We start from the raw sequence: 16073 nt of genomic DNA, 5'->3' as shown, positions 1-16073 counted from the left end.
GCCCCGGCTCTTACGGAAAGGGGATGGGCGGGATCGCAGAAGGCAGCTGGATCTGAGGAATCGCAGCAGGCATCTCGATCTGGGGTACGTCGGCCGGAAGTTGCGCCCGCGGGATCTCACCAGGCAGTTCCACGTCGGGAACGGCGCTCGGCAACGGCACCGGTGGAATATCGTTCGGATACGGGAACGGTGGCATGTTGGCCGGGACCGGCAGTGTTGTCACGGGATCATCCGATGCGACCGGTCGTCCCGGATCGGCCGAGCAGCCTGAGAGCATCATCGCGGCTGTCAGCGGCAGGAGCAGCGCAACTCGCCACCGAGTCCGTCTCACCCCAATAGACATCTGGTCAGCCCCTTGCATTCACTGACGACGCTATCACCGGCTGAGTGCTCGAGGTTGTCGCCGAGCCTCGTTCCAAAGCCCAGCGGGCCCAAATCACCTGCAGTGCAATCGAATCTGTCGCACGGGCACCAGGGGAGAAAACGTCACTGTGACGTAATAGCACGATAATTGCCGAGAGCGACGAGGGGCGTCAGTGGTCGTCGCCACCGATCGACCGACGTGAATACCGGCGTACGTATCCGAGACGCCGACGCGTGGCGACCGCATCCTTTGCGGCACGACCAACGCCGCGACGCTTGCGTGGTTTACACATCGCGCAGCCACGGCATGATCAGGAACGGTGATGGTTGGCCATGGGAAGCTCCCGGGAACAACTCCGCAGGGGCACGGCGAAGAGATTGACTGTACGTCCGCTGCCGGTGGCATTTCGCCAGGTTGCATAAGTGCCGATAACCTACATTATGTCAGTTAAGCGGCCGCGGCCAGTTTGGCGTGTGCGATCTCGTCTGCGGCTCGACCTGGAGCGATGGATTCCGCTTCCGCGTGCCGCAGGATCGTGGTTACGGAGTCGTAGATTCCCTCGACACGTCCGCGGATGACGTCGGCGCCCACACCCTCACGTTCGCCCGCGACCTGGATGAGACCACCGGCGTTGGCTACATAATCAGGAACCCAAACGATCCCCCTGTTGTGCAACCGCACGTCAATCTCCGGGGATGCTAGCTGATTGTTCGCAGCCCCGCAGACGATCGACGCGGTGAGGCGCTCGAGTGTGGCCTCAGCGAGAGTTGCGCCGAGGGCGCACGGAGCGTAGATGTCGAGCTTTTCGGCGAGGAGGTCGTCGGTGACCGTGACACCGGGGTAACGCCCGGTGACCGTGACGGCCACCTCGCGGTTGACATCGGTAACCATTATGCGGGCGCCGTCGGCGTGTAGCAAAGCGATGAGCTCCGATCCGACCTTTCCTGCTCCTTCGATACCGATGAGGCGATCTGTCAACGAGTCGGTGCCCCACGCCACGGTGGCAGCGGCGCGCAACGCCTGGTAGACCCCGAGGGCAGTCATTGGACCGCTGTTTCCAGACCCGCCCGCAGATCGTGTGCGCCCAACTAGGTGGCTGGTGGACTCACCGATGATGTCCAAATCCTCAGCATTCGTGCCAATATCGGCCGCCGAAATATAGCGACCCCCCAGCGTTTCGATGAAGCGACCGTACGCGCGCAGGAGCGCGGATGTCTTGACGCGGTTGGGGTCTCCGATGATCACGGCCTTACCGCCGCCGAAGGGTAAGCCAGTGACGGCGGCCTTGAATGTCATTCCCCGTGACAGACGCAGCACGTCTGTAAGGGCCGACGCCTGGTCGGGATACGGAAAGAACCGGGTACCGCCGAGGGCAGGGCCGAGCACCGTCGAGTGGATTCCGATGATCGCTTGCAGGCCGGTGGCTGCGTCTTCACAGAAAACCACCTGCTCGTGTGGGAGTCCCCGAACCGCGTCTGTGCGGTCGAATACGGCAGAGTCTGCGGTGGCGTCGAGAGCGGTGGTGCTGATCATTGTGATTCCTTGGGCCTGTTCTTCGGGGTGGGTGTCAGTGGTGAGCATGCAGTGGACGTCCTGCAAGGGCGAGATGTGCCTCACCAAGCGCTTCGGCTTGGGTCGGATGTGCGTGTACCAGGGCGGCTACATCATCTGGGCGAGCGTCCCAGTTGACGATGAGTTGTGCCTCACCAATCAGTTCGCTGATCCGGTGGCCGACCATGTGAATTCCGACCACAGGGCCGTCTGGGATGCGGACCAACTTGACACCGCCGGCCGTCCCGAGGATCTGGCTTTTGCCGTTTCCGGCAAGGTCGTACTCGAAGGTGCTGATCGCACCGTGCTTCTCGCGAGCCTGATGTTCGGTCAGGCCAACCGACGCGACCTCGGGGTGGGTATAGGTGACGCGGGGTATATCGAGTTTGTCGAGCTGCACCGGATCATGTCCAGCGATCTGTTCGGCGACGTACAGCCCATGTTGAAAACTGCGGTGGGCGAGTTGCGGGCCGCGAACGAGGTCGCCGACTGCCCAGACTCCCTCGTGGTTGGTCCGCAATAGGCTGTCGACGGCGACATATCCTCGATCCAGTTCGAGACCAGCCTCGGTGAAACCTGCTCCCGCAGTGCGGGGTCGGCGTCCCACAGCCACGAGTAATAGGCTCGTCTCGATTTTCTCCCCGTTGTCGAGGCTGACGACGACGGTGTCCCCCGACTGGGTGGTCGACATCATCTTGGTCGACGTCATGGTGGTGATGCCGCGCTTTCGGAAGGCGCGGGTCAGCTGTTTAGAACTCCAATCGTCCTCGGCGGCGAGCAGCCGCGGCAGCGCCTCGATTACGGTGACCTCCGTGCCGAAGGAGGTCAAAACGCTGGCAAACTCGACGCCGATCACCCCACCGCCGAGCACCACCGCACGCGCCGGGATCTCCTCTAGCTCCAGAAGGTCGTCACTGGTGACGATCCGGCCCCCCACTGGAGTATCCGGGAGCTCACGCGTCCGCGATCCGGTGGCCAGGACCACCCCGCGGCGAGCTGTGAGCGTCTGCCCGGCGACGTTGACCCGGCGCTCGCCGAGGTATCGGCCGTGTCCGATCACCACCTGTATGCCGTGGCTGGCGATCAGGCTCTGCAGACCCCGATGGAGCTTGCCGACCACCCCGCGCTTGTATGCCTGCACACGAGCGGGGTCGATACCGACGAGATCGCCGAGCACTCCGAAACGTTCGCTGGCACGCACAGTATCGGCTACCTCAGCCGCGTGGACCAAGGCTTTGGTGGGAATGCACCCGCGATGCAGGCAGGTACCACCCAACTTGTCGGCTTCCACGACGATTACCGAAAGGCCGAGCTGTGCGGCACGGATGGCGCAGGCATACCCGCCTGATCCTCCGCCGAGCACGAGGATGTCTGGATCGTCGGTCATCGTCAGGCTCCCTGTGTCGATGCGCTGCGTGCGCGTTCTGGGCGGCGGGTCATCCGAGTGCGATCATTTCGAACGGGTCGGAAAGGATGCGTCCGATTTCGGCGAGGAATCGTGATCCCTGTTCACCGTCGACCAGGCGATGATCGAAGGACAGGCTCAGTGTCGCGACGGAGCGTAATGCGATGGCACCCAGATGCTCCCAGGGCCGTTTCCGAATGGCGCCGACGCAGAGGATGGCGGCTTCGTCCGGGTTCAGGATAGGCGTGCCGGTATCGACACCGAACACACCGACATTGGTAATCGTGATTGTGCCCTTGGCGAGGTCTGCCGGAGTCGTCTTCCCGGCCCTGGCGGTGCCGGTCAGATCGTTTAGTGCTGCTGCCAGTTCGCGCAGCGACATCTGGTCGGCATTCTTGATGTTTGGGACCATGAGGCCGCGCGGTGTCGCTGCCGCGACGCCCAGGTTTACGTAGTGCTTGGTCACGATCTCTTGTGCAGGTTCGTCCCAGAACGAGTTCAGGCTGGGGTTGGACCGTAGCGCTATCAGGAGCGCTTTGGCGATCAGCACCATCGGGGTCAGCCGCGTTTGCGCGAACGCAGGATGCGTGCGTAGCCGTTCCAGCAGCTCCAGAGAGGCCGTGACGTCGACGGTGACGAATTCGGTGGCGTGGGGCGCGGTGAACGCGCTGGCGACCATTGCTGCAGCGGTCTGCTTGCGCACACCTTTGATCGGAGTGCGGGTTTCAACTCCGCCGAAATGCACCTCGTCGGCCGGGGGGGACTCACAGCCGTCGCTCGCGTCAGCGATCAGATGGCGCTGGCCGTCGCGTGCCGCCGCCAGGTAGGCGGCGACATCGCCGCCCGTGACCTCGCCCTTCGGACCGGTGCCTTCGATGTCCGCTAGATCGACGCCGTTCTGCTTCGCGAGGAACCGGACGGGTGGCTTGGCCATCTTCTGTTGTGGTGCAGGCGGCTGCGGGCCGGCAGATAAAGGTCGCGATGGTGCGCCGACCTGCTCCGCCTGACGGCGTCGGCCTCGACGACTCACAGCCTCACCAGCGACTCCGTAGCCGACCAACACGGCGACTTTTTCCTGGTGCTGATGTTCGGGGGCCGCGTCGTCGGTGTCGATGTCGATAATCGGCCGGCCGACCGCAACCGTTTCGCCTTCGGCGGCGTGCAGTGCACGGACTGTGCCGGCATACGGTGACGGCAGTTCCACAGACGCTTTTGCCGTCTCGACTTCAGCGACGATCTGATTGAGATCGACGGTGTCCCCGATCGATACGAACCATGTGACGATCTCGGCCTCGGTGAGGCCTTCACCCAAGTCGGGTAACACGAAACTCTGTACAGAACTCATAGCTGATTCCTTGTCCCCTTACGCGGCGATCGACCGGTCAACCGCGTCGAGGATTCGGTCGACGTCGGGCAGGAAGAATTTTTCAAGCTTGGCGGGTGGGTACGGTATGGCGAACCCACCCACACGCAGGACCGGTGCCTCGAGGTGATAGAAGCAACGTTCGGTAATGCGGGCGGCGATTTCGGCCCCGATGCCCATGAACGTCGATGCCTCGTGCGTCACGATCAGGCGGCCGGTCTTGCGGGTCGAAGCCGCGATGGTGTCGATGTCCAGGGGGGAGATCGAACGAAGGTCGATGACTTCAATCGAGATGCCCTCTGCAGCAGCCACTTCGGCGGCCTGCACTACAGTACTGACAAGGGGGCCGTATGTCACCACTGTGGCGTCGGCCCCTTCGACGAGAGTACGCGCTCTATGCAGCGGGAACGAGTCCGGATCGGCACCGAGGTCGACCTCACCCTTATCCCAGTAGCGGCGTTTGGGTTCGAAGAACAACACCGGGTCGTCGGAGGCGATGGCCTGCCGAATCATCAGATGGGCGTCCGCGGAGTTACTGCACGTGACCACCCGAAGTCCGGCGGTCTGCGCGAAGTATCCTTCCGGGGACTCGGAGTGGTGCTCGATAGCGCCGATCCCGCCGCCGTAGGGCACGCGAATGGTGATCGGCATCCGCACGTTGCCACCGGTGCGGTAGTGCAACTTCGCGACCTGCGAGACGATCTGATCAAAGGCGGGGTAGATGAACCCGTCGAACTGAATCTCGCACACTGGCCGGAACCCCCGCATCGCGAGTCCGATTGCGGTGCCGATAATTCCCGACTCAGCGAGGGGGGTGTCGATGACCCGCTGGGGTCCGAAGTCCTTCTGCAACCCGTCGGTGATACGGAAGACTCCCCCCAGGGCACCGATGTCCTCCCCCAGAAGGAGGACTTTCGGGTCGTCTTCCAGAGCGCGCCGCAGGCCTGCGTTCAGCGCCTTGCCCAGTGGCATATTGATGTTCATCGTGTCGATCCTTCGAAACCGGCCAGATAGGTAGCGAACTGTTCACGCTCTTCAGCTACCAGTGGGTGGGGGTGTGAGTACACGTTGTCGAATAGGGACATCGGTTCGGGTTCCACGGTCCCTAAACAACCTGAGCGCAGGGCCGCGGCGACTTCGTCGGCGCGCAACTGAATTCGGTCGTGATAGTCGTCGTCGAAAAGACCCTGGCGCTCAAGGAACTTTCGGACCCGATCGAGGGGATCTTTGGCCCTCCACTCGTCGTCGACAGCCGAAGGCCGGTAGCGAGTCGGGTCGTCGGAGGTGGTGTGCGGACCCATGCGGTAGGTGACGGCCTCGATCAGGCTGGGGCCGTTTCCTTCTCGTGCATCTGCCAGTGCTGCCCGAGTGGCGGCCAGGACCGCGAGTACATCGTTGCCATCCACGCGGATCGAGGGGATACCGAACCCGCGGCCCCGCTCGGCAATGGTGACTGTGGTTTGCAACGATACCGGCTCCGAGATAGCCCACTGGTTGTTCTGGCAGAAGAACACCACTGGCGCTTGGAAACTCGCCGCGAATCCGAAAGCCTCGGAGATGTCGCCTTGGCTGGTGGCGCCGTCGCCGAAGTAGGTGATGGTGGCGCCGGACGCTCCGTCCAGAGCGGTTCCCAGCGCATAACCTGTCGCATGGAGCGCCTGGCATCCGACAATGATTGCCGGTGTGGTCATTCGGCACTCGTGCGGATTCCAGCCCGAATGGGTCGACCCCCGCCAGAACCGCAGCATGTGGGTCGGATCGACGTCGCGGCAGTAGGCGACGCCGTGTTCGCGGTAACTGGCGAACACGAAGTCTTCAGCATCGAGTGCGCGCGCTGATCCCACCTGGGCGGCCTCCTGGCCGAGAAGTGGCGCCCAGAGACCTAGTTCGCCTTGCCGCTGCAGGGCCGTGGCTTCGGTGTCGATGCGGCGCACAACCACAAGGTCCTCGTACAGGTCGCGCAGCCGGACATCATCGATGTCTGCGACAAGCGGTGCCAACACGTCGTCGTCAACCCGCAGCCCCTCTTCGCTCAGTAGTTGCGTAGGTGTGTTTTCGATCTTGTGCACGTCATTCCTCCTTATTTACAACGGATTTGACGCTTGATGGTTTTCACCCAAACACCTCGTTACAGACTGCACAACTGTTGCTCGTGAGATTGCGCACTCTGCGTAGTTGGCCCCACATCGGGGCCTGCGACACTGCGCAATTTGCGTGGCTGCCTCCCCCGCGGACGTCGGCACCTACAGTCGGCGGGACCTTGATCGGTGCTGTCAAAACACCTTGGCAAGAGCGGAAATAACACCGCCGCACATCAGCGAGCCGACGGGAGACATCCATTGTCCGTGCAGCCAAAACTTAGGAAGTTTGGGATATCGCATCCCGATGTGGTGCAGCAATGAATCTGCGGCGTCGCTGTGGAATTAGGACACCGTGTCGGCTGAACTTGAGCTAGACGTCGACCACGATCAGCTCCGTGCGTGCCCTCGAAACGCACGGATACATCCGGCCATCGGGCGCCCCGACGTCGTCTCGGTGCTCGGGTTCGCCTGATAGCACTGCGATCTCGCAACTTCCGCAGACACCCTCTCGGCATCCGCTGACTGTGGCGATGCCGGCCTTGGTCAGCGCGTCCAGCATCGTCTCGTGGTTGCCGACGGTCACAGTCCGGTCGGATCTGGCGCACATGACTTCGAACTCGGTGTTGGCCGCAAATACCCGTGCCCGGGGGCGGAACCGTTCGATCTGTACCGGCATCCCGCTCGTTGCCGCGAACGCGTTCTCGATCGCGACAAGCATCGGTTCGGGTCCGCACGCATAGACCTGGGTGCCGCCGTTGAGATTCGCGGCCAGTTGCGAGAAGTCCGGGCGTCCCTCCTGGTCATCAGAGGCCACGATGACGTCTTCACTGTGTGGATCGAGCTCATCCAAAAACGCCATGCTGGAACGTGACCATCCTGTGTACAACAGCGTGGCACGCTCGCCCGCAGCACGGGCGCCCAGAAACATCGGCAGCATCGGTGTGATCCCAATACCACCCGCGATGAACATCATCGGAGTTCCGGACTGGGGTGCCTCAAAGGTGTTGCGCGGTAGTGAGACCGTCAGCTTCGCGCCGACACGGAGAAAGTCGTGTATGTACTCAGATCCACCGCGACTCAACTTTTCACGCCGCACCGCTATCCGGTACCGCTGGAGATCAGCGGGGTCGCCGCACAGAGAATATTGGCGCACCAGCCAGTTGGGCAAAGTGAGGTCGATGTGTGCACCGGCGTCCCAGGGTGCCAACACGCTGCCCGATTCAGAGCGCAACAGTACCTCGACGGCGTCCGGGGTCAACTTCGTGATTGCTTCGACTCGGACGTGCTGATCCGGGACGGGTGTCGCTGCGAGATCCTGCATGGTGATCGGCTCCGATTCTGTCAGTAAAGAGTCTTGTAGCCGACTTCGACGACGCCGTCGATAGTTTCGGCGTCGAGTCCTTCTGGCCGAATTTGGTCTGCGACCATGTCACCCATGCTTGGAACCTCAGCCGCCAGTGTTTGGCTGTCCGGATTCCACAGTCGAGACCGGATGATCGCTCTCCCGCAATGGATGAAGGCCTCTTCGACCTCGACAATCACTGCCAGTCGCGGCGTCTTACCCTCCACTTGCAAACGGGTGAGCACATCGTCATCCTCGGTCAGGTAACCCTTTCCGTTGACGCGAAGCGTCTCTCGGTGGCCTGGCACCAAGAAGATCAGTCCGATACTGGGATTAGTCGCCAGGTTCTCAAAGGAGTCAATTCGGGCATTGCCCACCCGATCCGGGATCGCCACGGTGGTGTCGTCCAGCACCTTCACGAACCCGGGGTAGTCACCGCGCGGTGAGCAGTCGGCAGTGCCGTCGGCATGGGAGGTGGCCATGCACAGGAAGGGGGAATGCGCGATAAAGCGCCGGAAATGGACGTCTAGGCCGGGCTGCACTTTGTTCGCCGCCAGCGCCTCTGGCTCACCGATGATCTCACGCACCCGTTGCGGGGAAAGCGCGGCTGGTCGTCTGTCCACAGAAGTCGCCACTGTCGACCACCTTCCAGATGGGTGAAAAGGTCAGGACCAGCGTCCTCCAAGTTTGGAAAGAAGAGCAATGTGCAACTCGTGCGGTCAGGATGATGTTGTTGGGCGTTCTGTCGTATCAGTTCAGTTCGGCGAGGTGGACCGCGAGCTGCGCAGCCAGCCTGTCCTCGGCGTCGGTGAAGTCCAACTTCAACAAGGCGGTGATTCTCTCGAGTCGATGCAGAACCGTGTTGCGGTGGATGTTGAGCGCCTTGGCTGTCGCGGTGGCCGAGGACTTGTTGTCCAGGAACGCCGCCATGGTGCGTTCCAGATCACCGGCGGTGTCGGCCTCCCGCAGCGGTGCCATTAAATGTGCCGCGACTTCCCGTAGGGCGCGGTTCGAGTAGTAGCCGATCAACAGCCGGCGAACGCTGGTGGAGTCACTATGCTCGACGGCGACCGGCTGCGAACTTGTCCTGGCGAGTAGGCATGCGTGCTCAGCCTCCTGGATCGATTTCCTGATACCCTCCGGGCCCTCGAAGGGTAGACCGACGCCGGCGGCCAGCGACGCCGACGGCACCTCGTGGTTCACCCACTCGAGGGCCGTTCGAATCCGGTCCATCAGCGCGACGCCGTCGCCCGTAGACGGCTCGAGCTCGTTCGTGATCCAAAAGACCCAGCCCTCCGGACGTTCCACGAGGTCAGCGTTGATCTCGTGGAGTTTGAGACCGTCTTCGACCACCCGAGCGGCCAGGCTCCCCCGGGCATCAGCTCCCCCGTCTCGGCTGGTGACCGCGACAGCAGTGTGCCATCCCGACAGTTGCCAACCGAGTGCCGCAGCCCGTTCGACGGTCTGGCGTGGCAGCGAATCCGAGTGCTCCACTATCTCGGTGAGCAACATCGATCGCTGGCGCCCCTCGCGCTCACCGGTGAGTGTGCGCTGAAGCAGTGCGGCCGTGAGCGGCCAGGCCGACACAGCAAGGAGGTGGCGCGCATGGTCCATGCGCGCCTCGATACGTGACTCGATGTCCGCAGCCAGCCAAAGGTGTGCCGTCCGTTCCTGTGACCGGGTGATCGGTTCTACGACGGTCACACCACCAGTGTCGTCCTCGATCGTCCTTCCAACAGCTGGTGACTGCCTGAGGTGCTCGAGGAGAGTCTCAGAGGCTTCGAATGCGGTGGTGCCACGGACTCGTCGTCCGTGGCTGTCGATAAGAGCAACCGGGCAGGAAAGTTGTTCGGTCAACGCAGCAAGGAGCCGGTCGGGTGATTGTCCGGTATGGCGTAGTTTGCGGATGAACTCCTGCAAAGACCGCGCGGTCGCAAGTTCCGGGAACCGCGCCAGGTTGTCGAGGCGGTCGACCGCCTCGGCGGTCGAGGTCAATCGACAGACGATGACGGGCAACCCCAGTTTGTCCGCCAGCCGGCGAGTCGTCACCAGGGCGTCGCGTGGCTCCTGACTGGGGAAGACCAACGCGGACAGGTTGAGGCCGCCGGCCAGCCGGATCGCGGTCTCAGCGTCGAGATCTTCGATGGTGGGGCCCTCGGAGGTGAACACCGCGACAGTGCCGGTACCCAGCGTTCGCAGGCGATGTGCAGAGTCGCAGGACGTAACGGTACGGACACGGCGGCCCAGCCCCCGTCGTCCGCCAACTAGTTCGGTATCGCTCAGGATACCGCTGGCAATCAGTTGAGCGACGTTGAGAGACAAGATGTTTCCTCTTCGGGAGCTGACGAGGCGGGTTGAGACGACGTCATCGCGATTGCAAGTCGAGTACGGGACCCACCGCCCGAACTCGTATTCGTGCGCCTCGACCCGGCGAATAGCCCAAGGGCGTCTCCCTGACACTGTCGATCCTGATGTGTCGGATATCGGCGCCGGATCGCACGGCAGCAAGTGTGGCGGCTTCGATGCTTTCCGCCAAGAGCTTTTCCCGAGACTGATTTTCGTAGTCACACGTTCGATCGATACTCCCTGAGACGTCAGCGACTGCAGCCCCGACCGCCGCGGCCGCGGCGGCGTGTTCCACCACCGCTACCTCGCGCGCCGCACCGCCGATCCGCTCGAGCAGGTTGGCGCTGTCTCCCACCCCGAGCAGAGGCATGTCACGGTGCGGACCCGCTAGGCGTTCTGCCGCACTTACACACCAACGTTGTTCCGACTCTGACAAGACATCCGGGCCGAGAGGAGACGCTCGGCCCGCGCGGATCGTGATGAGATCAGGCATCCGACAATGAGTGCGGATACCCACGATGTCGGTCGGAAGGGTGGACTCCAGCGGATACCCGTCCACCAGCGCTCCGAACCTGATCATCGTCGGCTCTGCATGAGCGACAATGGCATTGGTCGTGTTAGACAGGTGCGCGGCGCCGCGCATGGCGTGTGGAGTACCGCTTTCCAGGGTGAAGATCGGGCGCCGCGCTGCTTCGGCCAAACTCAGCAAAGTTCCGTCGTTCTGGGCAATGAGGATCTCGCCAGTCAGCCCGCGACGAGTCAGCTTGTCACTGCAGGCACGCAGCGCCCGGGTGAACGACCGAACCAGAGCCGCGTTGAGGATGGCGCCGTTCTCACGCTGCAAGAGTCCGACACCCCCGATCTCGTGTGCCAGAGTGACCGGAATCCGGTGACCGAGCACCGATCGAATGATTGCGGCGGCTCGCTGTTCATGGTCAGAGTTGACGGTCGAACACAATCCGGTGACTGCGATCGCGTCCACCGCGCCGCGGCAGCGAAATGCGAAGGAACGCACTGCCGCGAGATCGAGGTCGGCGAGTTCACCGCCGGTGTAGTCGTGTCCACCACCGATGACAGCCGATTCCACAGCGACGCTTGCGGCCAACTCGGCAGGCCACGTCGCCGCTGGCGGAACCGAGATACTGGCCGGCGCCGAGATGCGCAAGGCTCCGACCTTTGCAAGATCCTGGTGCTCGATCGCTTCCCGGCCGACGTTGACCACGATCCCGACATAGGCTATGTCTGTTAGATCGATTCGCGACGGTCCGTTGGTGACCAGGGCGTCCAACGACTCCGCCAAGGTGCCGGATCGGGGAACTGAGAACGAGGTGGCAACCCGCAGCGACGTGTCGATCAACGCGGCACTGAGCGTGCTGTCGCCAATGTGAATACCCAACCGAAAGCTGGTCAACCGGCACTCTCGAACGCGGAGTAATCGAGGTCGTACCCGTAAGCTCGTGGGCCGGCCATCGCGATTCCCTCGGCGGTGGTCCAGCCGTGGTGGACAGGGATGCCGATGACCTGCACCCGCTGCCCGACCGCGATGGCTTCGGTGGCCACCGGTTGCAGGGTCTCAAGGCGAAGGATGACGATGAGGTCGGGGGTGGTGGCTAGAGGCCGTCCATCCTCGATGGCGATGATGTTCTCTGACTGGTACTCGATCCGCACGAGGCGTTCCGGCGACTCTTCAGCCTCGATCAACACCGTTCCACGGCCGTTGCGGACGTTCACTTCAGGTCGTACGACGTGGACGACGGCCCCATCGACAAGGCAGCGCCCGCCCACCAAGCCGAGAAAGCCATCGAGGGCGTCGGGCTCGTGCGGGTCGACAGCGGCAAGCTGCCGGCCGATTTCAAGACAGTGCGTCAGCGACCCCTGCGCGCAGGTTTTTATGCACTGCTCACTAGTCATCGGGTAGGCGCAGAGCACCGCCACCAGCCCCATATCGCGAACGCATCCGCGCGCCATCGATTCGATACCGCGATTGGTGGGAGCACGCAGCACCACATCGTATCCGGAACACCCCGCCAGTACCGCAGGGCCTGCTCGGACTCCCCGCAGCGCTGGCAAGGTCATGTCGATGTGCGGAAATGCACGATGCATGGCATCAGCGTCGAGGCACGGAACACCCGCCCAGGCGGCGGCGGCCAGCGGGAACAACGCGTTCATTCCGCCGACTTCGATCGGCATCACTGCGGCACACTTTGCACCTACCACTCTTTCGAGCAGGTCCAAACTTCGTTTCACTTCGCACGGTCCCGGAAACTGTTCGAGCATCGCCGTAGGTGCCCCTACCAGTCCAATGGTCGCGACCCGATCAGTCGCCGGCAGTTGCGACGCGTCGACCACCTCGATGGGGCCGTACTCGGCGATCGCTTGGGCCAGGATCGCCGTGTTCACCCATGGATCTCCACCGCCCCCCGCGCCCAGAACGGTAGCTCCTAGCGCCAACGCGCCGATGTCTTTCTCGACGATTTCTAACACCAGATCCTGCCACTCGACGTCCCGCCGGACAGTCAGTCAATCACATAATTTGATATGTAGCCTGTTGCATTCGCCCAATGCAGCCGCTTCCGCGCAGCGAAGTGCACATTGATTTCCCGATCCACCCGCCACAGTCTGATGCGCACGCAGCTCGACGTGAGACCTACGCAACAGGCGGGTCCCGGAGCAGCCAGATCTGCTGACGACAACAGGAGCGCACCTCGGCATGAGACTCGGAATCGATGTGGGCGGCACCAACACCGATGTGGTGCTGCTCGAGGGCACAACCATTCGTGCCACCTGCAAATCGCCGACCACCCCGGACATCACATCCGGTATCCGTGATGGCATCGAGAAACTGCTGTCAACCTCCTCCACACGGGACGTCGACGCCGTGGTGATCGGCACGACGCACTTCATCAATGCCGTCACTCAAGCGAAACACCTTGCTCGAACGGCAAGTATCCGTCTGGCGACGCCACCCCAGACGCTTATGCCGCTGACCGATTGGCCAGAACCTCTTGCCGCCGCCTGTAACGCAGGCACGTACGTCGTTCGTGGCGGCACTCAGTTCGACGGGAGGCCTCTCCACGATCTCGATGAACCCACCTTGCGCGAGATCGCCCAAGAGATACGCCGGCATGGTACCCGGCATATCGCAATCTCCGGCACCTTCTCCCCACTCGATCCGGCAGCCGAAGAGCGCACAGCACAGATCCTGCTCGAGGAGATCCCCGAGGCGTCTTCTACGGTTTCTCACGAGATCGGCCGCATCGGCCTCTTGGGCCGGGAGAACGCCGCCATCTTGAACGAGAGCCTTCGTCCGCTCGCTGGTTCCGTGGCCTCGGCATTCACCGATATTCTCGACGGGCTCGATCTCTCGGCGCCGATCTTCATCACAGGCAACGACGGCACACTCATGACACTCGGACAGGTCGAGAAGTATCCGATCTTTGCGATTGGCTCTGGCCCCACCAACTCGATGAGAGGAGCCGCCGCGCTGTGTGGGCTTGCCGCCCACGATGCCGCGGTGGTGATCGATATCGGCGGCACCACCACCGATATCGGTTTGCTCCGTGCGGGTTTCACGCGAGAGTCGACAGTCTCGGTTGATCTCGGAGGTGTGAGAAGCAACTTTCGGATGCCAGATGTGGCCTCATTGGCGATCGGGGGTGGCAGTATTGTCGATGTTTCCACCGGTCTGGTCGGCCCAGCGTCAGTCGGGTACCGACTGACCAGCGACGCGCTCGTCTTCGGTGGCAGCACACTGACATTCACCGACATTGCTGTCAGAGCGGGATTCGCCCAGATCGGCGATGTCGACGCAGTCCGGAACGTACCCCGGCAGCTGGTGGAGCGCGCACTCGCCTATGTCCGCGACAAGGTCAACGCCTTGATCGAGCAGACCAAGATGACCGACGCCCAGACCGTCATCTCGGTGGTCGGAGGCGGCGCCCCACTGATCGCCCCGCTCATCGCAGGCGCCACAGAAGTGCCAACTGAACCAGGCTCGGCCAACGCCGTCGGGGCAGCCATGGCGATGGCCGGCGGAGAAGTCGATCGGATCGAATCACTCGCCGGAACAGGCCGCGATGACGTCCTGATCCGCGCTCGAGTCGACGCACGCGACCGCGCGGTCGCCGCCGGCGCTGACCCTGCAACCGTCCGCATCATCGACGAGGAAGACATCCCCCTGTCTCACCTGCCCGGCGGCACGGCGATTCGGGTACGGGTCCGGGCAGTCGGCGACATGCAGTTGAAAGGAGCGCTGCTATGAGGTACATCGACGAATCGGCATTGGTCGACATCGCGCTCGGCGCCACTGTCCTGGGAGCGGGTGGAGGAGGTGACCCCTATATCGGCCAGTTGATGGCGCGCGAACAGATCCGAGCCCATGGCGACGCCCCGCTCGTCGAACTGGACGACCTGGCAGATGACAACCGCATCTGCTTCGTTGCGGCCATCGGCGCCCCGGGGGTCCTGGTCGAGAAACTGCCCCGTGTGCAAGAAGCAGTAAGCGCTGTGCAAGCACTCGAGAACTTCCTCGGTGCACGCTTCACCCACATCGCCCCCATCGAAGCGGGCGGTCTGAATGCCGTTGTCCCTTTCAGCGCGCTCTCTCTAGGTCTTCCAATCGTCGACGCCGACGGCATGGGGCGCGCATTCCCCGCACTCGAGCTCGTCACGCCCACACTGTACGGAGGATCAGCCACGCCGCTGAGCATGACAGACGAGCACGGCAATGCCGTGGTGCTGACCGCGTCCTCGAACCAATGGGCCGAGACACTAATGCGCGCAACGACCGTCGCATCCGGTTGTTGCAATATGACGGCGCTGTATCCGATGACCGGGAAACAAGCCAAGGAGTGGCTGATCCCGGGAGTGATAACCCTTGCCCAAGACCTCGGGCGTCTGGTCCGCTCCTCCAGGGCTGAACACCAGTCAGCCGCCGATGCGGTGGTCACCCACCGAGGTGGCCGAATCCTCATCGAAGGCAAGGTCACAGCAGTCCAGCGCGCGAACTCCGGAGGCTTCACCCTCGGGACGGTCACATTGCAAGGTCTCGACGAATGGCGGGGCCAGGAGATGACCATCCATTTTCAGAACGAGAACATCGTCGCCCTCCGCAACGGCGAGTTGGTGGCGACGGTTCCCGACCTCATCGTCATGATGACCAGCGACTCCGGGCAACCCATCACTGCTGAGGAAGTGAAGTTCGGGTACCGTCTCTGCGTCCTAGGTCTCCCATGTGACGACCGATGGCGATCAGAACGAGGACTCGCACTCACCGGTCCTCGAGCGTTCGGCTACGACGCAGACTTCCGACCTGTGGAAGAAGCCAAACGTTAGGCGCCGAGCGCGCTGCGGAATGCCCTGCGCCTTATGGGTCGTGTCGGACTGACTGGCAGACGCCCGGTTATCGCCGCCAGTCACCGCCGCGCTGCGCCGCGACGCGACCCCGCGCCGGGGCAACCGTTCGTGAGCGCGGCGTTGGATCTGGACGACCTTGTCGACGTCGCACACGTCATCCAACAGGAAGCAGTCTGGCCAACCGCTACGACGATTCCGTCGTCTACCTGCGGCGCCGCCGACGACAGAGCCATCACGATCCGGTCGCCTCTTTTACCCGACACGCG

13 protein-coding genes are annotated in these 16073 nt (G+C 62.9%); 2 read left to right on the top strand and 11 right to left on the bottom strand.

All coding sequences use genetic code 11. The features are described 5' to 3' along the window. Positions 1-10: 10 nt before the first annotated feature. The 11 genes from AWC31_RS37765 to AWC31_RS06090 all read right to left on the bottom strand — a co-directional run bounded on the left by AWC31_RS37765 (position 11) and on the right by AWC31_RS06090 (position 12936). Positions 11-223 carry a hypothetical protein gene (locus AWC31_RS37765; RefSeq protein ID WP_234816743.1) on the bottom strand — a complete coding sequence of 71 codons (213 nt, stop codon included), beginning with the start codon at positions 221-223 and terminating at the stop codon, positions 11-13. Between the two features lie 588 nt (positions 224-811). Further along, positions 812-1897 (bottom strand): Glu/Leu/Phe/Val family dehydrogenase, encoded by a 1086-nt coding sequence (locus AWC31_RS06135; RefSeq protein ID WP_085143465.1) that lies wholly within the window; start codon positions 1895-1897, stop codon positions 812-814. 34 nt (positions 1898-1931) lie between these two features. Further along, positions 1932-3302, bottom strand: a complete 1371-nt coding sequence (gene lpdA / locus AWC31_RS06130; protein WP_085143464.1) for a dihydrolipoyl dehydrogenase — start codon at positions 3300-3302, stop codon at positions 1932-1934. 49 nt (positions 3303-3351) lie between these two features. Further along, on the bottom strand, positions 3352-4665 hold the full coding sequence (locus tag AWC31_RS06125) for a dihydrolipoamide acetyltransferase family protein (protein ID WP_085143463.1): 1314 nt from the start codon (positions 4663-4665) through the stop codon (positions 3352-3354). An 18-nt stretch (positions 4666-4683) separates the two neighbouring features. Further along, positions 4684-5649 (bottom strand): alpha-ketoacid dehydrogenase subunit beta, encoded by a 966-nt coding sequence (locus tag AWC31_RS06120; RefSeq protein ID WP_207626309.1) that lies wholly within the window; start codon positions 5647-5649, stop codon positions 4684-4686. Positions 5650-5663: 14 nt separating this feature from the next. After that, a complete protein-coding gene (gene pdhA / locus AWC31_RS06115) occupies positions 5664-6743 on the bottom strand; it encodes a pyruvate dehydrogenase (acetyl-transferring) E1 component subunit alpha (RefSeq protein WP_207626308.1) in 1080 nt (359 codons plus the stop codon). A gap of 391 nt (positions 6744-7134) precedes the next feature. Then, positions 7135-7623, bottom strand: a complete 489-nt coding sequence (locus AWC31_RS37645; RefSeq protein WP_207626302.1) for a flavin reductase family protein — start codon at positions 7621-7623, stop codon at positions 7135-7137. Positions 7624-8105: 482 nt separating this feature from the next. Then, positions 8106-8741 (bottom strand): MSMEG_1061 family FMN-dependent PPOX-type flavoprotein, encoded by a 636-nt coding sequence (locus tag AWC31_RS06105; protein ID WP_234816742.1) that lies wholly within the window; start codon positions 8739-8741, stop codon positions 8106-8108. A gap of 115 nt (positions 8742-8856) precedes the next feature. Continuing rightward, a complete protein-coding gene (locus AWC31_RS06100) occupies positions 8857-10275 on the bottom strand; it encodes a PucR family transcriptional regulator (RefSeq protein ID WP_085143459.1) in 1419 nt (472 codons plus the stop codon). A 196-nt stretch (positions 10276-10471) separates the two neighbouring features. Next, the gene (locus AWC31_RS06095) at positions 10472-11740 is read right to left on the bottom strand and encodes a hydantoinase/oxoprolinase N-terminal domain-containing protein (protein WP_133060112.1); all 1269 of its coding nucleotides are present in this window, start codon (positions 11738-11740) and stop codon (positions 10472-10474) included. A gap of 119 nt (positions 11741-11859) precedes the next feature. After that, positions 11860-12936 carry an S-methyl thiohydantoin desulfurase family protein gene (locus tag AWC31_RS06090; RefSeq protein WP_165765921.1) on the bottom strand — a complete coding sequence of 359 codons (1077 nt, stop codon included), beginning with the start codon at positions 12934-12936 and terminating at the stop codon, positions 11860-11862. A 226-nt stretch (positions 12937-13162) separates the two neighbouring features. Here AWC31_RS06090 and AWC31_RS06085 point away from each other — a divergent pair, with 226 nt between their 5' ends. After that, entirely contained in the window at positions 13163-14713 is a 1551-nt protein-coding gene (locus AWC31_RS06085; protein WP_085143456.1) for a hydantoinase/oxoprolinase N-terminal domain-containing protein, read from the top strand. Further along, positions 14710-15786, top strand: coding sequence for an S-methyl thiohydantoin desulfurase family protein (locus AWC31_RS06080; RefSeq protein ID WP_085143455.1), 1077 nt, complete (start codon positions 14710-14712; stop codon positions 15784-15786). The genes AWC31_RS06085 and AWC31_RS06080 overlap by 4 nt, the downstream gene beginning before the upstream one ends. Positions 15787-16073: the final 287 nt, after the last annotated feature.

This window comes from Mycolicibacterium wolinskyi, from assembly GCF_002101965.1.
GTDB classification, from domain to species: domain Bacteria; phylum Actinomycetota; class Actinomycetes; order Mycobacteriales; family Mycobacteriaceae; genus Mycobacterium; species Mycobacterium wolinskyi.
Note: the sequence above shows the minus strand (reverse complement) of the source record. Positions and strands in the feature narration are given on the sequence as shown.